Source organism: Thermomicrobium roseum DSM 5159, from assembly GCF_000021685.1.
GTDB classification, from domain to species: domain Bacteria; phylum Chloroflexota; class Chloroflexia; order Thermomicrobiales; family Thermomicrobiaceae; genus Thermomicrobium; species Thermomicrobium roseum.
The window spans coordinates 708,952-727,717 of the sequence record NC_011961.1; the positions used below are offsets into that span (position 1 = coordinate 708,952).

At 67.1% G+C, this 18,766-nt stretch carries 18 protein-coding genes; 7 read left to right on the forward strand and 11 right to left on the reverse strand.

The genetic code is table 11. From position 1 onward, the window contains the following. Window positions 1–476: 476 nt before the first annotated feature. The 8 genes from TRD_RS14945 to TRD_RS12460 all read right to left on the reverse strand — a co-directional run bounded on the left by TRD_RS14945 (window position 477) and on the right by TRD_RS12460 (window position 8,275). Window positions 477–632, reverse strand: a complete 156-nt coding sequence (locus TRD_RS14945; protein WP_012643028.1) for a hypothetical protein — start codon at window positions 630–632, stop codon at window positions 477–479. A gap of 164 nt (window positions 633–796) precedes the next feature. Continuing rightward, complete coding sequence (locus tag TRD_RS12435) at window positions 797–3,316, reverse strand: DEAD/DEAH box helicase (protein WP_012642891.1); 2,520 nt, start codon at window positions 3,314–3,316, stop codon at window positions 797–799. 573 nt (window positions 3,317–3,889) lie between these two features. Beyond that, a complete protein-coding gene (locus tag TRD_RS12440) occupies window positions 3,890–4,243 on the reverse strand; it encodes a hypothetical protein (RefSeq protein WP_012643296.1) in 354 nt (117 codons plus the stop codon). 178 nt (window positions 4,244–4,421) lie between these two features. Beyond that, on the reverse strand, window positions 4,422–4,604 hold the full coding sequence (locus TRD_RS15300) for an AbrB/MazE/SpoVT family DNA-binding domain-containing protein (RefSeq protein ID WP_012643185.1): 183 nt from the start codon (window positions 4,602–4,604) through the stop codon (window positions 4,422–4,424). Window positions 4,605–4,735: 131 nt separating this feature from the next. Further along, window positions 4,736–5,479 (reverse strand): hypothetical protein, encoded by a 744-nt coding sequence (locus tag TRD_RS12445; RefSeq protein ID WP_012642632.1) that lies wholly within the window; start codon window positions 5,477–5,479, stop codon window positions 4,736–4,738. Between the two features lie 105 nt (window positions 5,480–5,584). Then, window positions 5,585–6,025 (reverse strand): ATPase, encoded by a 441-nt coding sequence (locus TRD_RS12450; protein ID WP_143714816.1) that lies wholly within the window; start codon window positions 6,023–6,025, stop codon window positions 5,585–5,587. A gap of 36 nt (window positions 6,026–6,061) precedes the next feature. Continuing rightward, window positions 6,062–6,469, reverse strand: a complete 408-nt coding sequence (locus TRD_RS12455; RefSeq protein WP_012642950.1) for an ATPase — start codon at window positions 6,467–6,469, stop codon at window positions 6,062–6,064. 534 nt (window positions 6,470–7,003) lie between these two features. Then, window positions 7,004–8,275, reverse strand: coding sequence for a hypothetical protein (locus TRD_RS12460; RefSeq protein ID WP_041437360.1), 1,272 nt, complete (start codon window positions 8,273–8,275; stop codon window positions 7,004–7,006). Window positions 8,276–8,559: 284 nt separating this feature from the next. Here TRD_RS12460 and TRD_RS12465 point away from each other — a divergent pair, with 284 nt between their 5' ends. Beyond that, a complete protein-coding gene (locus TRD_RS12465) occupies window positions 8,560–9,180 on the forward strand; it encodes a DUF3267 domain-containing protein (protein WP_041437362.1) in 621 nt (206 codons plus the stop codon). Here TRD_RS12465 and TRD_RS13985 read toward each other — a convergent pair. Together TRD_RS13985 and TRD_RS12475 are read right to left on the reverse strand one after the other, a co-directional pair. Next, window positions 9,123–10,166: a M23 family metallopeptidase gene (locus TRD_RS13985; RefSeq protein ID WP_012643293.1), complete on the reverse strand. Its 1,044-nt coding sequence runs from the start codon at window positions 10,164–10,166 to the stop codon at window positions 9,123–9,125. The genes TRD_RS12465 and TRD_RS13985 overlap by 58 nt on opposite strands. Then, the gene (locus TRD_RS12475) at window positions 10,163–11,719 is read right to left on the reverse strand and encodes an MDR family MFS transporter (protein WP_169302316.1); all 1,557 of its coding nucleotides are present in this window, start codon (window positions 11,717–11,719) and stop codon (window positions 10,163–10,165) included. The genes TRD_RS13985 and TRD_RS12475 overlap by 4 nt, the downstream gene beginning before the upstream one ends. Before the next feature lie 164 nt (window positions 11,720–11,883). Here TRD_RS12475 and TRD_RS15170 point away from each other — a divergent pair, with 164 nt between their 5' ends. The 6 genes from TRD_RS15170 (at window position 11,884) to TRD_RS12505 (ending at window position 17,862) form a co-directional block, all read left to right on the forward strand. Further along, entirely contained in the window at window positions 11,884–13,458 is a 1,575-nt protein-coding gene (locus TRD_RS15170) for a thermonuclease family protein (protein ID WP_012642611.1), read from the forward strand. Between the two features lie 209 nt (window positions 13,459–13,667). Continuing rightward, on the forward strand, window positions 13,668–13,985 hold the full coding sequence (locus TRD_RS15305) for an NAD(P)H-binding protein (protein WP_012643093.1): 318 nt from the start codon (window positions 13,668–13,670) through the stop codon (window positions 13,983–13,985). A gap of 207 nt (window positions 13,986–14,192) precedes the next feature. Beyond that, window positions 14,193–14,444: a Rossmann-fold NAD(P)-binding domain-containing protein gene (locus TRD_RS15310; RefSeq protein ID WP_012643254.1), complete on the forward strand. Its 252-nt coding sequence runs from the start codon at window positions 14,193–14,195 to the stop codon at window positions 14,442–14,444. A gap of 325 nt (window positions 14,445–14,769) precedes the next feature. After that, entirely contained in the window at window positions 14,770–15,063 is a 294-nt protein-coding gene (locus tag TRD_RS12495; RefSeq protein WP_012642869.1) for a hypothetical protein, read from the forward strand. A gap of 318 nt (window positions 15,064–15,381) precedes the next feature. Further along, the gene (locus TRD_RS12500) at window positions 15,382–16,614 is read left to right on the forward strand and encodes an EAL and HDOD domain-containing protein (RefSeq protein WP_012642995.1); all 1,233 of its coding nucleotides are present in this window, start codon (window positions 15,382–15,384) and stop codon (window positions 16,612–16,614) included. Further along, window positions 16,615–17,862 (forward strand): EAL and HDOD domain-containing protein, encoded by a 1,248-nt coding sequence (locus tag TRD_RS12505; protein WP_012642704.1) that lies wholly within the window; start codon window positions 16,615–16,617, stop codon window positions 17,860–17,862. Here the strand turns inward: TRD_RS12505 and TRD_RS12510 are convergent. Beyond that, window positions 17,859–18,737 carry an alpha/beta fold hydrolase gene (locus TRD_RS12510; protein ID WP_012642615.1) on the reverse strand — a complete coding sequence of 293 codons (879 nt, stop codon included), beginning with the start codon at window positions 18,735–18,737 and terminating at the stop codon, window positions 17,859–17,861. The two genes, TRD_RS12505 and TRD_RS12510, sit on opposite strands and share 4 nt — an antisense overlap. Window positions 18,738–18,766: the final 29 nt, after the last annotated feature.

Sequence of the window (18,766 nt, forward strand, 5' to 3'; positions counted from 1 at the left end):
CGCGATCCCTCCCGGGATACTCGTCATGACAGAGCAGGGCTCGCCACCCGCGCATCGAATCTGCTTTCCCATGCATGGGACGACTCCGCGAAGATCCCCGCGAGACGCTCGTCGTCAGCGGAACAGATCGTGTTTCGGTTTCTCGCACGATGACTACAGGGCACCACTTCCGCCACCGGTGGACGCTCCCAACAGCTCCACCCAGCCCTGGTCGTGCCGAGCCAGCCCGCACATCGAGACGACCATGATGAAGCCATCGTCCCATCACCATGGATGGTCGGGACGCTGCTCCGACGAGACGCGACTGGCTTCGTCTTGCGCGCGCCCACAGCTTGGCGGATGACAGGGTTTCCCCCTGAGCACCTCTACAGATCCGCAGGCTGTCTCCGCGATGGCCGAGTCGTGCAAAAACTGCTATACGTTTTGTTTGCCCCAACCGGTGCCGTATTCCGGAGTCCACCCATAGAGTTCCTCCATCACCGACCCGCACGGTGGAGAGGAGGCAGCGCGCTGCTCGCCGCCCGCTCCCGCTGCGCCTCGATCCCCAGCTCCAGCAGCGGCAGCCGCTCACCGATCAGGAGCCAGCTGGTCTGCACCCCGGACGCGACTGAGTCAACACTAGGCTTTCCCATCGGTCTCCCTCCGTTCTGCGCTCACTCCCTATCCCGTCCCCTGCCCGTTGTCTGAGGAGATGCCAGCGGCGGGTGCATAGTCGTCGCTCCGCCGTCGATGGGGAGCAGGAAGCGTCCACCCGGGCTGGCTGTACCCGAGCGGCGCCACGCCTTGTGGGGCGAAGCTACTCCTCGTGCGGCCGCTCTTCCCCGGTTTCCAGGTTGTACAGGATCAGACGAGTGACCCCGCGTATCGGCTTGACGAACTCCGCTGGCACGCGACGCGTGTCCCAGCCGCCTCCCGGCTCGAGATCGTACACGATGCCGCGAGGCGTATAGCGGAAGTCTTTGATGAGCACCTCCTCGCTCGCCTCGGCCTTGAAGTAGATGGCCTGCTCGCCCCGCGCGATCACGACCACCCACTCGTCGCTGACTGACACCTCCGGTGACGGGCGCTCGACCGGCGCGCGTGCGATTCCTTCGGTAGCTTGGGCGAGTGCCCGGAGAGCCTCACAGGGTTGGTCGTCCGGGCACCGCTCCAGTGCCTCCCAGGCGACCTCTCGGAACCGTTCACCGAGCCGCTGTGTGAGTCGCAGGCTCCCATAGGTACTGTCGTAGATGCACCAGCCGGAGACTTCGTCAGGCTGGACAGGCGACTGCTTGGCGTGGAACATGCCGAGGGCGACGTCGTGTTCCTGTACCCCGCAGAGGTCGCAGAAGCTGAGGAGGACGAGCCGGGCGAGTTCCTCGTTGAGCTTCGCGCTCGGAAACCACCAGGCCACGCCGGTCGTCTCGAAGAACCGGAGGAGCGGCCGCTGGTAGTAGACCGACCCAGGCTCGTAGCGGTGCTGCTCTCGTGCGCTGCCGCGCTGTTCAGTGAATCCTTGCAACTTCTCCATGACCTGCATCTCCGACTCTGCGACGAACCCGCAGTCAGCGCCCTTCCAGAGTGCCAGTAAGCCCTCTGGCCAGCGGGGAAAGGCGCGCTGCAAGAGGTCCGGCCGAGTCGTGTAGCGCTTCTCGCGCCTTACCTCGATCCGCTTGGCGCGAAAGTTGAAGTGGACGACCCGGTACGGCTGCGCCAGGTAATAGTAGACCGCGCCCGGATAGGCTTCGCGGAGAGCCTGGGTGTAGGTGACCTGTCCGAGACGGCGGCCGCTACGGTCTTGCACGTCGAACACCTCGTCGATCATGTCGCGCAGCGGGAACTCGAGGTGCGGGCTGGCTTGGGCGCGTTGCTTTAGGACGGCAAGCTCGGGCGGGACAGGTTCGGTCGGCTCCAGCTCGTTCTCGAGGAGCCGGAGGAAATCCGGCGGCACCTCGACGTACCGAGCGAGGGCCTCTCTCCCGCTCCCGGTGCTGGCGAGCTCGGCCACCGCGCAGAGGACGTTGGCGTACTGGAGATAGCGGTTTTCGAGGTACAGGCAGTTCGGTTCGCTCCGGCTTTCGAGGAAGTGACCGAGTGAGAACCGATCCTCGAGATCGAGCAGGATACAAAGGCCGGGGCGGCTCCGACCCGCGCGGCCGAGGCGCTGCCAGAACGCTTTGCGCGTCGGAGGCGGCTGCAACATGGCGACGACGTCGATATGGCCGATGTCGATGCCGAGCTCGAGCGCGCTGGTCGAGACGACTCCCCTGAGGGAGCCTGCAGCCAGCGAGCGCTGGATCTCGATCCTGTCCTCTTCCTCATAGCCTGCCCGGTACGGGAGCACCATCCAGTTCACCGGCGCGGCCTGATCGTGCTCGTCGTCGCTGTCGGGGGCGCTCTCCGTCGGTTGCCGGTGGAGCGCGGCGACCACGTGCTCGACCATCCGGCGCGAGTCGGCGAAGGCGAGGAAGGGGGTCGGCAGAGCTTCGGCAAGCCGCCGGACGACGTCGACGACGGTCTTGAAGTCGTCGCTCCGGCGACCTGCGCGCAGGCCTGCACCCGGGGATCTCCCAGCCAAGAGCACCGTTTTCTCATAAACCGGTGCGCAGTCGTCCGACGCGCCGAGCACAGCCACGGACAATCCGGTCAACTGGCGGAGAAAGGCTTCCGGATCGTCGAGCGTGGCACTCACCGCGAGCACCTGCCGTAGCGTCGACAGTGCTAGGAGGCGCCGTATGAGGTAGGCGAAGTTGGTGCCGAACACCCCCTCGTACACGTGGGCCTCGTCCAGGATCAGGAGCGAGAGGCATTGCAGGAACGACCTCGCCCAGGTCTCACCGGCGTTCGGCAGGAGCCACGCGTGCGCCACGTCCGGCGTCATCAGGACGAGGCGATGACGACGCAGGATATCGGGGCGTCGCTCCACCTGCACGCCACCATCGATATACCCGAAGGTGAGCCCGAGCGGATCGAGCAGATCACGCCACTTCGCGAGCTGATCCTGGATGAGTGCTCGGGCGGGGTAGAAGGTGAGGACGCACGCAGAGGGTTCCGTCAGCAGCCGGTGCGCCGCGACGGCCATGAAGATAAGGCTCTTGCCCGAGGCCGTCTGCGTCGTGATGCAGACCGACTCCCCCGCGAGAGCCCGGTCGATCGCGACCGCCTGGTGCTTCCACAGGCCAGCCGGGAAGCGGCCGCGGAGGAGGTCGGCGACACGCGGGTGGAGCGTGGCCGGGACGGGGGCGAAAGTTGCGTCGCGACCAGGAATGGTCTGTCGCTCACGCACGCAGAGACCCGCATCGGCGAGTAAATGCTCGACAAAATCCGTTGAGAGCATGGCGGCCTCCTTCCCGGTTGAAACGAGCGGATCGACGAAAACGCCTATCCGAGACCGGCCCCTTGGCTCGAGCCCGAGAGTATCGCGCAGTCGAGAGGTGTTCGGAATCCCGCCTCGACGGGCACGACTTCCCGCAACCGCGAGTCGACTCACGGAGGGCTACCTGTAGTTTCGCTCAGTCGCGCTGATCCGTCCAGCCCCTCGACGCGCGGAGCCAACATTGCCGGGGTCGGCTCTCACCGGGCGACACCGCGCGGCGCCCCCGCCGCTCTAGGACCGTCAGGCGCCTCGATGCGGGCCGGTGGCCCGTCCCACCCGGGAGCGAGGGCGCTCTGCCTCGATGTCCAGCGCTGCTAGCGGCAGCCGCCCCTCCATCAGCAGGCACCCAGCGCCTACCAACGCTGCCGTTGTGCCCTCGCTCGTAGTTCCTGCACGATTGCTCGAGTGCGCCGGGTGCCATTCACCACTCGCCCCCATCGCCCTTCCTCCTCGCCTCTCGATGACCACGTGGCCGCTGGTGAGCGCCTCGCTGCTGGCCACCCGCCGGGATGACCGGCAGCGGCCTGCCTCCAGTCAGCGCGCTCCCCGCTCGCGCGAGGACTCGGAATCGCTGCTCAGGTCTTGCCCGGCCGGAGGGACGCTCCGCTCGCTGGGATGACGCTTCTTCTTGACGTATCCGCGGTCACGGTGCTGCGTCAAGGGCTCCTCGACATGCCGGATCACATTCCCCAACGAGTCCTCGATGTGCTCGTAATACCGATCCTGTTCACGACCGATCACCCGCACGAGCCTATGCCGCTCGCCGGTCTTGTGGAAAATTTCATCGCCGGCCTTGACTTCTTGGACCGCTCGCGGTTGCCCCGGACGCTTCTTCTTGAGATGGATCTGTTCGAGCGCCTCAAGGCGTACGTTGTCAGTGAGGTGCACCGTTCGGTTCCTCGACCCGCATCGTGGGCACGCGTCAGCCTGCGCGTCCAGCTCCTCGCCGCAGTCGGAGCAACGGATCGACCCCGGTGTCGAGATGCGGTGGCTGTGGGTCATCATGCCTCATTTCGATAGGTCTCCTTCCATCCCTAACTATTTACCTACGAGAATCCAGCCCCCATCACGCTCCTCGCGACCTACGAGGGCACCTGGCTCGTCGTCGTCTCTCGACACCGGTACCGGCAGGGTCAATGCCCGCGGTGGCCTCGGCCACCACCAGGGTACCCTCCTCGATCCCGTAGCGTCTGCGCAGGGCGGCCGGCATCACTACCGTGCCCCGCTTGCCGACCTTGCTCGGCTCCATCTGGGCCTCTCTTCCACGCGTTGTCTGAATACCTGTCTCAGTCAGCACGCCACTGAGCGGGCCACTGGGGACATTTCCTCCACGCGTTGCCTGAATACCTAAATATCAGGCGACGCATCGAGTATAGCATGTCATGGAGCGCGGCGCCGGCGCCGCTGGACCACCGTTCCCCGGTCGTCGACCCAGGCGCGGCCGACCAGCCCTGCCGCCGGGTCGCCCCACCAGGCCGCCCAGCCCCCGATCGGCGGACGGGTCAACCGGTAGACGTCGTCGCGGTAGCCGGCCCACCAGAGCCAGCGGGGCAGGGCCGCCGGCACCAGCAGCGCTTCAGCGACCAGGAGCTCACCCGCCAGCGGCACCAACTCGCCTGCCCCGTCTTGCGTCTCCGAGTGGGCCACCGGTCCCTCCGACCCCGGCGCGATCGTGAACAACACCCCCTGCGCCTGTTTGCCGCCCCGCGCCAGGATCGCACGCCGGGCCGCCTGGTAGAACGGTTCCGCCTGCAGCACCGCCACCGTCGGGCCAGGATCGAAGCGCAGCTCCTCGGCCGCTTCCGGACAGGGCTCCACCGGCAAGACGAGCCGGAAACGCTTTCCCCAGCCCTCAGCGGGTCCGTACACTCCCGTCAGGCGCACGGCGCTCGGCGGGGGCTGCCGGCGCCACCACCAGAAGAGCGGCCGGACCGGCTGCACTCGTTCCACGAGGTACCACAGCTCCCCATTCGGGCAGTGGAAACGACCCTCCGGCCAGGGACCGTTCCCCCGCCACCAGACGGCCAGGTGCCGGCGTCCCAGCCAAACGCCCAGTCGCCCGTCGCTGCCTACTTCGGGCGCGACGTAGGCGATATCGCTGCGCAGCAGCGGGAGCTTCAGCATCGTCCGCCGCTTCCCCGTCCGCTGACCGACTCCCCGGCCACTAGGATACGCAACGCCCGCTACACCCGCCGGCCGCTACGCTGCCTCCTGCTCCGCGACACGCCGCTAGAACGCCAGATACGCGTCCGCCGCCTCGCGAGCCGCCGCGCGATCGATCGAGCGGAACAACCGATGCGCACCGATCGCCGGCGTCTCTTCCTTCAAGGTCGGTGGCAGGACCCGCTCCGACCGAGCCGTGATGCGGCTAGCCTCGCTGAGCTGCCGCAACAACGCCTCGCTCTCCTGACCGAAGACATCGGTGGGATCAGCCAGCGTGAGCACCACCACGACCCCTTGGCGGCTGGCCGCGAACTCGAGCAGCGGCATCAGGAACGCGATTGTCTGGTCAGCCAGCGTCCCGCGCCCGGTCGCCGTCGGCACCGCGTCTGCTGCCCGAAGATAGCGCGCGATCTCGTCGAACATGATTAGTGTCGGTTGCTCACCGATCAGTTCGTCCAACAGGCTGCCGCCGGGCGCTGCTTTGGTCGCCCGGTCCGATTCACCCACCAGGCGGTAGCCAGTCCGCCGAGCTGGTAAGCGAGTTCACCCCACAGGAAGAAGGTGCGCGCGTCCGGATGAGCGACCCCCACCCGACGGATCCAGTTCCGAACCCACCACATCCGCGATGCGGAGAGCACCCGGTGTCGGAATGAGCTCAGGACCGACCAGCGCAGCCGCTGCCGGCGCACCACGCGCCGCATGGTAGAGCGCGATCAGATTGTGCGTCTTGCCGCCACCGAACGGCGTTTCCAAGCGGATGATCGCGTTGGCCGTTGGGTCTTTCCCGGCCAATCGGCCCAGTGCCTCGCGCAACAACGTGCGCAGTCCCATGGTCGGATAGGTGTGGTCGAAGAACAGCTGCGGATCCTGGTAGACCGGATCGGCTCGCCCCTCCAGCACATCCTTCAAGCGAGCCGCGAACAGCTCTTCGCGTAACTCACCCTGCAGCACCTCGGGGCGCAGCTGGCATGTCTAGTACACCGACCGTATCGTCACGGTTCCGATCCCTTCTCCTAGGCACCTCGCCGCTCTGTCCTCGCGTCCGTGGAGCCATCGTCTGGATCGGTCTCGTCCAGCAGCATCGCCGATCGGCGAAGCTCAGCATACTCGGAGTTCCGGGTCCTCGCAACGACGGCTCCCTCCCGAGAGGTTCGGCAGGGCGACGCCGCGAACCAGCACAGTTGAGCCCCTCGGCTGGACGGCGACCGCCGGTGTTGGCGTGCCGCACTGGCGCCGGTGCCGCACGTTTTCGACCAACGCCTCACCCGGCGCCCCGCGACCGCAGCGGTACCACCAGGAACCGGATCCCCTGGCTCCACTGTCGCAGTCTCGTCCACCTCGAGCGTCGGCTGCGCCGTCTGACCGCGATCAGACGAAGCGGTGGAAGGAAGCGCTCGCCGTCTCGCCCGAGCACGCCCCGTCCGCCGAGCAGTCAGCTGATTGATCGGATCGTTCCCGATCCCACCCCTTTGACCCGTGACTCGGTCAGGAGGAGGGTCGAGCCTTCATCCAGCGCAGACGATAGAGCTCCTTGGCGATCAGGTACGGATTCCCTTGGTACTGCCGCACGACTGGTTGGACTTCGCTCATGGTCAAGCTCGGGAACCAGTCGTACCAATAGCTCAGGTCGTTCGGGTCGCCAGTCGGCAGCGAGGGACTCAGCAATCCGGGACTCCACGTCCACGCGAAGGTGCAGCGAGTATTGGTGGTCCGCACGATATACCACAAAGCGGAGTATCGCCATGGCCCAGGGCACGTCCCGTACCCCGCGTACAGGAAACGCGGCGGCAGCACCGTCGGATTGAAGTCGCGCGGCATCGGCAAGTGCAGATTCACATAACCAAGCCACCACTGATAATTGACCATATCGATACAGACGGGATAATACCGACAATACAGCTGGATCTCGGCCATCACTTCAGGAGGCGTGTTGCGATAATAGGTCGACCAGAAGCTCGGGGAGATCTGGAGTTCCTGAGCGATGTCAGCCCAGGCTCGGGCGATGTCCGGATGCGTCGTCACCGGATCGGCCTGCTGCGGCATCGATGGAAGCCCGGCAGTGGCCGTGGGCGTCGGGGTCGGGAGCTCGACGATGGGCGGTAGCGCCGGTGTCACCGTCGGGGTCGGCATCGGTAGCGTGGTGATCGGTGCAGCAGTCGGCGTCGGCGTCGGGGTCGGTGTCGGCACCGGGGTCGGCGTCGGCCAGGGAGTTGCCGTCGCTCCGGAGGACGGTGGCGACCATCCGCTGGGCGGATGACCCTCCCGCCGATTCTCGGTTAGAATCGCCATGATCTCTCTGCCCAGATGCCCCTGGAGCACATCGTTGCGCGCCGGAATCTTCCCGGGATGCCATTCAAACCGCGCTCGCTCGAACCACTGTGTAACAACACCATTTTCACCCAGCTCAGGTGCAGAGTACTCTTCCGTCAATGGATACCCGAACATCAGTAGTCCACCATACTGCTCCCAATACTGACGAAAGCCACCACAGAGATTATGCTGTGTCTCGGGGAAATAGATGCATCCTTCCTTCGGTCGCGCCGGATCGATCGCCCACTGCGGCGGTGGCGCCGGCATGCGATGCCCCTCACCGACCCAACGCGTGGCGAGGACTGGCAACGTCGAGCCGAGCACGAACGCGAGCACGATTAGGACTGCCGCCGCTCCACCACTGATCGGTCGGCTCGCCGCTCGCCAAAGCAGCATCGGCAGGCTCTTCACGACGCGAACAACCCCGACTGCCACACTCGACACCATCACTCCCACCTTAATTTACCGAACATCAGCCACTATCCGGCGTCACCAACGAAGGCTAGCAAAGTCAGCACCGACCGTCAATCTGGCAGTAATCGGGGCATCGGTCTTCTTCCGCGAGTAGACCATGTCTCGAGAACGTAGGAACGCAGCAACATGACAGCTCCAGAGACGCATCGACCGGTCAGCGCACGGCAGGCAGGATACCCGCCAAGCGCCCCGCCTCCCGACTCGATCGCACCTGGAAGGTCGACGATGCTCACGCTACGCTCCCAAAGGGGGGGGACATGCGCTTTCACCTCGGCCCGCCGCCGACCGATCCCGCATTCCAGCCGGCTCCGCCCTGGCGACCGCTCCGCGAGCCTCGCCGGGCCAGCCTGGTCATCCTGCTCTCCCTGCCCCTCGGCCTTCTCGCCGCCTTTCTCTTCACCCTGCCGCTCCTCCTCCGCTCACCCGATCGCTCGCTGACGATTCACCTCTCCGGCCTGCCCAGCCTCCTCGCTCTCCTGCTCCTCGTTCCGCTCCACGAACTTCTGCACGCCCTCCCGTTGCCCGGCTCGCTCCGCTCGCCCCAGCTCGTCCTCGGCCTTTGGCCGCGCTCGCTCCTCGCCTACGTCCACTACCTCGGCGAGCTCGGTCGGGCGCGGTTCCTCGTCGTCGCGCTCAGCCCGCTCGTCGCGGTCAGCCTACTCGCCTACGCCGGACTCTCGCTCCTGCCCAGTCTGGCACCGTTCTGGCTCATCCTGGGCCTCCTGAACGCACTCGGCTCGGGCGCCGACCTCTTGGCGGCAGCGCTCGTCCTCACCCAGGTCCCGCCTGGCGCGCATCTGCGCAACCACGGCTGGCGGACCTACTGGCGCCCAGCCGAGCCGCCATGGGCCGACCGTCCCCCATCGCCCGACTCGTGATCGACCGCTGCGCCGCCGCCCGGTGTCTCTCTCGCTCGGCCGTTTTCCGCCCCATTCGGCGCATGGTCGCTGACTCGCTCGCCCCGCACCGGCATCGCCTCGCTGACCAGCTCCCAACGACCGTCTCGCTCCCGCCAGTACTGCGCGAACCGCACCGGCAGCGAGGCAGCACGCCAGAAATCCGCCCGATCCATCAGCTGCCAGTGTAGGTGCGGCTCCGTCGAGTGACCCGAATGCCCGCACCGGCCGATCACGTCGCCCGCCTGCACCCGCTGACCCGGCCGCACCGTAACGCTCCCGCACTGGAGATGGGCTGACAGACTGTACTCCCCCGGCGCATGCTCGATCACCACGAAGTTGCCCAACGGATCCCGTGTCAGCGGGTCGATGATCCCGATCCCTCGAGAGTCGTGGTGACCGTCGCGCACCGCGACCACCGTCCCATCGGCGGCCGCGAGGATCGGCCGACCCCATGCGAAATACTCCTCTGGCCGGCGTACATCCGGCGGCGCCGTCCGGCCGGCTCCATCGGTCACGACCAGGTCGAGCGCGTACCGTTGACCGACCAGCGACCAAGAATGCGACGTCTCCGGATCAGGTCCCCCGTTGGCAACGGTCCATACGCCTTCGACCGGCAGGCGATACCGTCCACGCGGTCGCCAGTCGTGCGGTCCCGGCATACCCGAACGATAGCGGAGTCTGGCTGCCCCCTCCCCGATCAGATGGCGCACGGTGAAAAGCCACACGAACGGCGAGAGGAGTCCGATCAGCTGGCTCGCGACAAAACGCACCGTCCAGCCCACTCCAGCCTGCCGACTCCACCGCGCGATGCGGTATAGCCAGGGCAGTAGGCTCGCCACGAGCGCCCACCGCAGCGGCGCCACCACCGCTAGCCGGTCGTCCAGCATCGGCAGGACCCAGCCCGCCACCCCGAGCAAGAACAGTTCCGTCTCCCAACGCTCGAGCACGTCGAGCAGGCGCCTCATCGCTCCACTTCCTCCCGTGCGTCACCGGGACGTGCCCCGTCACTGACCGCCACTGGTCCGCGCGCTCCCACCCGCCCAGCCAGCACCTCGCGCGGAAAGCCGACCACCTCCAGCGCGACGGCCGCGGTGACGACGAGGAGGATCAGGAGAAAAGCCACGCTCAGCGCCTCGGCCAGCGCGCGCTCCGAGCTGGCACGCAGCGCGTCGCTCAGGCTCGGCCGCTGCGCCGGATCGAGCAATGCGTCGATCGCTGCCCGTTCCCCCAGCCGCTGCTGGATCACCCCGTTGAGCACGGCACCCAGCACGGCCACCCCCACCGCCCCACCGATCGTCCGCGACAAGCCGACCAGCGCCGTCGCGATGCCCCGCTCGCTCCACGCGACCGCGTTCTGCACCGCGATCAGGAACGCCGTCGCGCTGAACCCCATCCCGACCCCGAAGAGCGCTGCCGCAGCCACCGCCCACCCCAGGACCGGCCAACGCGGGACGACTTGCAGGACGAGCGCACCAGCCAGCATCGCGCCCATACCGAGCACCACCGAACTCCGGAAGCCGAAGCGCAGGATGACGCGACCAGCTGCCGTCGAGGCTACCGACCAGCTGACAGCGAACGGCATGATCGTCAGGCCAGCCGTCGTCGCCGTCCCCGCTCCCAGACCCTGCATCGCCAGCGGGAGGAACGAGATCAGCCCGAACATCCCCGCTCCGATCAGGATGCTGCCCAGCCCGACGACGGCCATCAACCGACGGCGGACGAGTTCCGGTGGAACGATCGGCAGGGCCGCCCGCTGCTCCGTACGCCAAAAGAGCACGAGGAGCGCCGCTCCTCCCAGCGCCGCCCCGACTGCGACGACCGGCGCCGCTCCTCGTCCCTCCCCAGCAGCCGAAAGTCCCGAGAGCAGCAGCGTCATCCCAGCCGTCAGGAGGAGCGCACCCCGATAGTCCAGCCGGTGCTCACGCCGCCCCACCCGCTCCTGCAGTGCTGCCCCCAACAGGCCGAGCGCGACCAGCCCGACCGGCACGTTCAGGTAGAAGATCCAGCGCCAACCGGCCAGGTCGGTGACCGCAGCCCCCACGCTCGGTCCCGCCACCGCCGCAGCACCCCAGACGGCGCTCGTCAGCCCCTGCAAGCGGGCCCGCTGCTCGAGCGGGAAGAGATCCCCCAGGACGGTCAGCGTCACTGGGATGATTCCGCCCGCTCCCAGTCCCTGCAGCGCGCGGAACAGGACCAGCTGCAGCATCGATTGGGCCAGGCCACAGAGCGCCGATCCGGCCAGGAAGAGCGTGATCGCTGCGAGCAGGATCCGCTTGCGCCCATACAGGTCAGCCAGCCGACCGTACAAGGGGATCGTGGTCGTCGAGGTCAACAGATACGCCGTAACGACCCAGGGGTAGAGCGCGAAACCGCGCAATTCCCCGACGATCGTCGGCATGGCCGTCCCGACGATCGAAACGTCCAGGGCAGCCAGAAAGGTCGCCGCGAGCACGCCGCTCACGATGGCGACGGTCCGCCTCCGTCCGAGCTCCGGTCGTTGTGCTAGCGGCCACACCATGGCGACCCTCTCGACCCGGTCAGAAAGGCAGCGAACCTCGTCGGAACCGTCCTCGTGCTCGTCAACCGGCACTGCCGCGATTACCATATCGCGTGAGCCGCATCGGCAAGCACGACCTGCAGGCGGCAGGGCGCAGTCTACGGTGCGAGCCGGAGGGCAGCAAGATGAGCGTGACCACCATTCGCGGACGACAGCTCGTTCGGGCGTCGTCGACCGGACGATGGGTCCAGTTGCTCCTCAGCCTGGCCGTGCTGTCGGCAGTTGTCGCGTGGCCATCGCTCGCCACTGCCGCGCCGACCGGGCACGACGCGTTCCTCGACACCTGGGCGCGCAGCGACTTGCCCGTCGCCGAAGGCCGCGTCGACCGCACCTGGATGTGGGGACCCGAGCCGTTCACGGTACCGCTTCGCGAGCCCTACGTCGACGCGCCGGGTGGCACGCGCCTCGTCCAGTACTTCGACAAGTCCCGCATGGAGATCACCGACCCGGCGGCTGACCGCGCGTCACCCTGGTACGTGACCAACGGGCTCCTCGCCAAGGAGCTGGTCACCGGCCAGCTCCAGCTCGGTGACCAGACCTTTCAGATGCATCCTCCCGCAGTCGTCAACGTCGCCGGTGACCCCGACGATCCAGCGGCTCCGACCTACGCTACGTTCGCCGCGCTGCTCGCCGCACCACCGCTGCCCGCCGGCAGCGCCGTGACGCAGACACTCGATCGTGCCGGCCAGGTGGGGAACGACCCGGCCCTGGCACGCTATGGCGTGACCGCCGCCCTCCTCGTCTCGGAGACCGGCCACACCGTCGCCTCGGTCTTCTGGAGCTTCATGAACAGTCGTGGCACGGTCTACACTGGCTGGCGGTTCCGCGAGGATGCGCTCTTTCCCAATCCCTTTTACGCCACTGGCTTCCCGATCACCGAGCCCTACTGGACGCGCGTCCGCGTCGGTGGCACGCCGCGCGACGTGCTCGTCCAGTGCTTCGAGCGGCGCTGTCTCACCTACACGCCCGACAATCCGCCCGGCTGGCAGGTCGAGGCGGGCAACGTCGGGCAGCACTACTACCGCTGGCGCTACGAACAGCTGGGACAACCGGTCCAGGAGGCGGGCGTCTACCAGTTGGCCACAGTCACCAACGTGGTCGATGGCGACACGATAGACGTCCGCTTCGCCGATGGTCGCACCGCCCGGGTCCGCCTGATCGGCGTCGACACCCCTGAGGTGTACGGTGAGGTCGAGTGTTTCGGCGTGGCTGCCTCGCAGTTCACAGCCGAGTGGTTGGCCGGCAAGGAGGTGGCGCTCCAGCGCGACGTCTCGGAGACCGACCGCTACGGGCGGCTCCTCCGCTACGTCTGGATCGGCCCGTATCTCTTCAACGAGGTGCTGGTCCGGCGCGGCTACGCCGGCGTCGCCACCTATCCGCCGGACGTCACCTACGCCGGGCGTTTCGTCGAAGCCGAGCGAGCGGCGCGGGAGGAACGGGCCGGGGTGTGGGGCATCTGCCCGGTTCCGCCAGTGGGACGCGATACGGAACCGGCCCCACCGCCGGGACCAGCGCCATCCCCGTCACCGACGCCGACGCCAGCACCCAACTGCGATCCGAGCTATCCGACGGTCTGCATCCCGCCACCGCCCCCCGACCTCGACTGCGCGGATATCCCCTACCGTCGTTTCCCGGTCCTCCCACCCGATCCGCATCGCTTCGACCCGGACCGCGACGGCATCGGCTGCGAGAGCGGATAGCTCGGACACCGACGAGCCAGCGAACGCACCCCTGTCCGATCCGCTCTCGCGGCCTGTTGAGCATGGCATAACGATTCAGGACTGCACTGATTCGGCTGTCGCCCGCGTGGCGGGAAAGGATCGGGGAGGATCATCGGTCTCACTGCAGCCAGTGGTCGGTTGGGTCGACTCGTCATCGCCGAACTCCTCCGGCGAGTTCCCCCGACCGAGTGGTCGCACGCGCTCGCGATCCCAACGAGGCGAGTGACCTCGCTGCACAGGGTATCACTGTTCGCCCTGCCGACTACGACGATCCGGCGACGCTCGATGCAGCGCTCCGCGGCATCCAGCGCCTCCTGCTCATCTCGGGCAGCGAGGTCGGCCGGCGCGTCCAACAGCACCGGAACGTCATCACTGCCGCGGTACGCGCGGGCGTCCAGCTCCTCGCCGACACGAGCCTCCTCCACGCCAACCGCACGCCGCTCCGCTTCTTAGCTCTCGAGCACCCGGCGCCCGAGCACGCCCTGCAGGAGAGCGGTCTTTCCTAGGTCATCCTGCGCCACGGCTGGTATACCGAGAACTGCGAGGAACGCGCCCGTCACGCGGCGGCCATCGGCCAACTCGTCAGTGCGGCTGGCACAGCACGCCTGTCACCCGCACCCCGCGCCCACTATGCGGTTGCCGCCGCAGTTGTCCTCACTGGAGACGGGCACGTTGGGCAGATCGACGAACTGGCTGGTGATGAAGCCTGGACGATGGCTGATCTGGCCCAGGCCATCAGCGAGGTGGTCGGGCGGCCCATCGCCTTGCGCCTAGCCAGCCCTGCGGAGTACCGTGCCTTTCTTCTCTCAGGAGGCACGCCCGAATCCAGCGCTCACGTGCTCCTGACCATCGAGACCGGCATCGCGCCGGAGGCACTCTTCGACGACAGCCGGACGTTGAGTCGCCTCAGCGGCCGACCGACCACGCCGCTCCGCACAGTCCTGCGGACGTGGCTGCGCGCCTGAGTCAGCCACAGGCTGCGGCGGTCAGTCTCGCTCCACGTGAGGGCGCCCGGCCGCCAGCGCCGCCTCACCCGCGACGCGACGCACGCCGCTCCATCGCGCGTCGCTGCATGATCGGCTCATCTCTCAGCAGGCGCGGCTACGATTCCCTGCGGCCGCTGGGTGGGAACACCGGTGTTCCCGCAGCCGCTCCATCCTGGTACGCGGAGAATCGCGCGGTCACCGACCGACGATCCAGCCAGAGCCTCCGAGCAGGCGGTCGCGGGATCGGCCCGGCACGACCGCGCTCGATCACCCGAGAACACCGCAGTGGAAAGGGAGGTCTGCCGTGCGTCTTTTCCGCGCGTTCGCCGCGGGCACGCTGGGGATCGTGGGCGGGATTCTCCTCTTCGCATGGCTAGTCGCCTCCTTCGTCCTCGACCTGCTCGCGATCTACCTCACCTTCGGCGGCCTGGGGGTGCTCCTCGGCATCGTCTTGGCTCCCATCGTCTTCGTCATCGCACCGTGGTATGCCGGGCTCGCTCACGGCTTCTGGTGGCCGCTGATCGTCGAGTACGGCGGGCTGATCGTGTTGGCACTCCTCTTCTTCCTGACCGAGAAGCTGTTGGGCGCCCCCGACTGACCCCCACGACTCACCGCGCCGCCTCGGCGATGCCTGCCGATCACCCCGTCGCTTCTCTCGGTGCGGCCGGTTATCCGGTTGTCCCAGCCGCAACCGCACTGCGTACGACGGCCCCCGAGAGAGCCGGTCGCGGGTCCAGCCAGCCCTGCGACGATACATCTGCCCTCTTGAGTCACCGGTCCTTCCTCGTCGAGAGGGGAACCGCGTCTCGGTTCAGCAGGTAGCCGCAAAGTCCGTTCCGATTCGGGACGATGTTCCCAGAAGTCGTTCACTGCTCCCGCCGATGCTCATCGACGAGAGAAAGGACGCACGGTGCTGATGCGCGACGTCTTCCTGCGTCGCCAGCCGATCCTCACGCGTCGTCTCGACGTCTGGGGCTACCAGGTCAGCGCGAGTCACCCGAGCTTCGTGCAGCCGCCGCCTGCGCTGAGTGGGTCCGCCACGCATCCCGACCCGTCGGAGGCCGAAGCTCGGCTGTTGTTCGACGCGCTCGCCGAAGTCGGGCTCCCCGCCCTGGTCGGCGACTCCATAGCGCTCATCGAGCTTTCTCCCGCCGCGGCGCTCGCTGCCCAGGACTTCTTGGCGGGACTCGCGACGCCGGACCGGCTGATCCCGCTCCTGACGCTCGAACCCCCACCCGATCGACAACTCCTGCTCGATGCGATCGCCGCACTGCGCAGCCACGGCTTTCGCGTCGGAACCGCTGGTGTTCCGAGCGATGAGGTGCTGCAGGCAGTCACCCGGACGATCGATCTCGTCGCCGTGGAGTACAGCCGAGCGAACACTCGACTGGACACACTGGCCAGTCACCTTCGCGCGGGGCGTGCCCTCCTTTTGGTCACGGGGATCGAGGACTATCAGGCCTTCGACCGATGCCGGGAACAGCGCGTGACGCTGTTCGCTGGGACATTCCTCGCGCTCCCGCGCCCCGTCCGCGCGCTCCGTGCCCCGACCAGCCGCGCGCTCCTCCTGTTGCTCGCGCGACTGCAAGATCCCGAGGTGGAATTCTCCGAACTCGAGGCACTGATCTCCCTCGACGTCGGCCTGACCTATCGGCTCTTGCGACTCGTCAATACGGTCTGGCTCGGTCGGCGGCGCATCGAGTCGGTTCGCCAGGCTCTGCTCGTGCTCGGTACGCGTCTGGTCTCCGCCTGGGTAACGCTCCTGCTCATGGCGGACATTCCCGACAAGCCTCAGGAATTGCTTACCCTGGCGATCGTCCGTGCGCGCATGGCTGAACTCGTCGCCGCCGCACGCGGGCGAACCAGCCGCGAATCGGCCTTCTTGGTGGGGCTGCTGTCGGTCCTCGATGCGCTGCTCGATCAGCCGATGTCCGACCTCGTCGCAGCTCTCCCACTCGCTGACGAGCTCGCGGCTGCACTGCTCCACCGGGAAGGTGAGCTCGGCCTCGTCCTCGATATCGTTCTGGCCTACGAGCGTGGCGATTGGCTGCGCCTACCCGCAAGCGGACTTCGACCATCGCTCCTCAGCTCGGCGTACGTGGATGCGCTGGCCTTCGCCCGCGAGATCGAGTCAGCATTGGCTGCGTGAATGTCCGTTCGCGAACTACTCATCGCTCGACAACCGGTCTTCGACCGCCACCTGGAAACGGCCGCCTACGAACTTCGCTACGGTCAGCCCGGCGGGCATGCTGGTGCGCCGTCGACGCAGGACGCAGAGCGCTTTCTCGACACCATACTGGACCTAGGGCTCGACCAACTGGTCGGTGCTCGCGCTGCCATCGTCGCCTTCCCTCCTTCCTTTCTCAGCAGCTCGCTCCCCGAACTGGTCGCATTCCTTCCGGCCGATCGTCTGATGGTGCTCGTCGAGCTCCCAGACTACCTGCGCAGCGATGTGCGCGACGCACTACGCCGACTCGCCCACCACGGCTGCCAGATCCTTCTCGGACTCGATCTTCTCGAGACGCACCCACCCTCGATCGATGACGTCGATGCCGTCCGGGTGCGGCTCCCGGATCCCATAGTGCTCCAGGAGCAGCGCATACGCCTCGAAGCGCTGCTCGCGGAACTCCTCGCACCGCTCGCCTCCTTTCGGTCCGGAACCTTGCGTGTTCTCGTCTCGGACATTCGAACCTATCATGAGTTCGTGGTGTGCCGTGACTTCGGCGTCGATCTGTTCCAAGGCCCCTTCCTCTTCCGACCGCTCATCGTGCGGGGATACCACCGACCAGTGTCCGATGCTGCGCTTCTCCTGCTTTCCCGTCTTGCCGATCCAGCGATCGACTTCGAGGAGATCGAACGCCTCCTCGCTCAGGACGTCCAACTCACTTACAAACTGCTCAAGCTCGTCAACAGTGTCTGGTTCGCTCGACGCAGCCGGATCGATTCGCTCCGGCAGGCGCTGCTCGTCCTCGGGATACGCAACGTGGCAGCGTGGGTCACGGTGCTCGTTCTGGCCGGCATAGAGAACAAGCCGGTCGAACTCGTCCGTACCGCTGTTCTACGGGCTCGCCTGTGCGAGTTGCTTGCCGCAGCGACCGGCTCTGCGTCGCGCGAGACAGCCTTCTTGACCGGGCTGCTCTCGGTGCTCGACGCTGCCCTCGATCGACCGCTCGAGGCAGCGCTCGCTCCGCTGCCTCTCGCTAGCGAAGTAGTGGCAGCGCTCCTCGAACAGCGCGGCCCGCTCGGTCGGCTCCTCCAGCTCGTGCGCGCCTATGAGTCCGGCGACTGGCCGCATCTCGCCGATCTCCCGCTGGCCGCATCGGTCGTGACCGAAGCCTACATCGATGCGCTCGCCTTCACTGCCGAAGTGATCGGTGCGCTCGAGCAGACGTCCTAGACCAGACCAGGAAGTGCCGCCGGACGTTCGAGGAAGACGGCGATCACGCGACCGAGTGCCCGCGGTCGCTCTTCGGGGAGAAAGTGACTCGCCTGCTGGAAGCTGAGGAAGCGAGCTCCAGGGATAGCACTGGCCAGTTCGCGCGCTTCGTCCACGCCGAATTGGGGATCGCGCGCCCCCCAGGCCAACAGAAGCGGGAGTCCGCCCCTCCCACGCTCGACGAGCGTTGCCCGCCAACGTGCCAGGTCGTCAGCCGAGAACGGGGGCACCCGCATCGAGCGGATGAGCGTCCGGCGGTATCCCAACTCGAACGGTTCCCAGTACCTAGCCAACATCGCGCGATCCAGCACGCTCTGATCGTTCAGATACCGACGCAGCGCGGCTGCCAGCATCCACGGTCGGGCCAACGCCAGGGCGATCTCCCCGAGCACCGGTATCCGCAAGAGTTGCAAGGGCGAGAGGCTCCCACCCCGCCACCGCTCGATTCGGAAGCTCGTGTTGGTCACCACCAGATGGGTGACCCGATCCGGCCACCGCTCGACCAGCGCTGCGGCGACGAGCACGCCAAAGTCATGGCCAACCAGAGCACAGCGCTCCACCCGCAAGCGATCCAGCAAGGCACTCAGACGCTCCGCCAGTTGCGCCACCGTCTCGGCACCATGCCGCGGCTTGTCCGAGCGACCGAACCCGAGAAGATCCGGGGCGATGACACGCCGCTCTCGTGCCAGCACCGGCAGGACCTTGCGCCACAAAAAGCTCGAAGTCGGGATGCCGTGCAGGAGCACGACCGGCTCTCCCTCACCGCTCTCGCGGAAGAACCAGCGCCATCCCTCCACATAAACGAAAGCTCCGTCGGCCGTCCGCACTTCAGCCATCCGTTGTTCCTCACCCGGTGCACCCCGTC

What these genes read in the sequence shown, in the direction of transcription:
- TRD_RS12510 (WP_012642615.1), bottom strand. Translation starts at nt 18,737, where the DNA reads ATGGCTGAAGTGCGGACGGCCGACGGAGCTTTCGTTTATGTGGAGGGA.
- TRD_RS12475 (WP_169302316.1), bottom strand. Translation starts at nt 11,719, where the DNA reads ATGGTGTGGCCGCTAGCACAACGACCGGAGCTCGGACGGAGGCGGACC.
- TRD_RS12445 (WP_012642632.1), bottom strand. Translation starts at nt 5,479, where the DNA reads ATGCTGAAGCTCCCGCTGCTGCGCAGCGATATCGCCTACGTCGCGCCC.
- TRD_RS15300 (WP_012643185.1), bottom strand. Translation starts at nt 4,604, where the DNA reads ATGGAGCCGAGCAAGGTCGGCAAGCGGGGCACGGTAGTGATGCCGGCC.
- TRD_RS12435 (WP_012642891.1), bottom strand. Translation starts at nt 3,316, where the DNA reads ATGCTCTCAACGGATTTTGTCGAGCATTTACTCGCCGATGCGGGTCTC.
- TRD_RS15310 (WP_012643254.1), top strand. Translation starts at nt 14,193, where the DNA reads ATGGCTGATCTGGCCCAGGCCATCAGCGAGGTGGTCGGGCGGCCCATC.
- TRD_RS12460 (WP_041437360.1), bottom strand. Translation starts at nt 8,275, where the DNA reads ATGGTGTCGAGTGTGGCAGTCGGGGTTGTTCGCGTCGTGAAGAGCCTG.
- TRD_RS12465 (WP_041437362.1), top strand. Translation starts at nt 8,560, where the DNA reads ATGCGCTTTCACCTCGGCCCGCCGCCGACCGATCCCGCATTCCAGCCG.
- TRD_RS12500 (WP_012642995.1), top strand. Translation starts at nt 15,382, where the DNA reads ATGCGCGACGTCTTCCTGCGTCGCCAGCCGATCCTCACGCGTCGTCTC.
- TRD_RS13985 (WP_012643293.1), bottom strand. Translation starts at nt 10,166, where the DNA reads ATGAGGCGCCTGCTCGACGTGCTCGAGCGTTGGGAGACGGAACTGTTC.
- TRD_RS12505 (WP_012642704.1), top strand. Translation starts at nt 16,615, where the DNA reads ATGTCCGTTCGCGAACTACTCATCGCTCGACAACCGGTCTTCGACCGC.
- TRD_RS15170 (WP_012642611.1), top strand. Translation starts at nt 11,884, where the DNA reads ATGAGCGTGACCACCATTCGCGGACGACAGCTCGTTCGGGCGTCGTCG.
- TRD_RS14945 (WP_012643028.1), bottom strand. Translation starts at nt 632, where the DNA reads ATGGGAAAGCCTAGTGTTGACTCAGTCGCGTCCGGGGTGCAGACCAGC.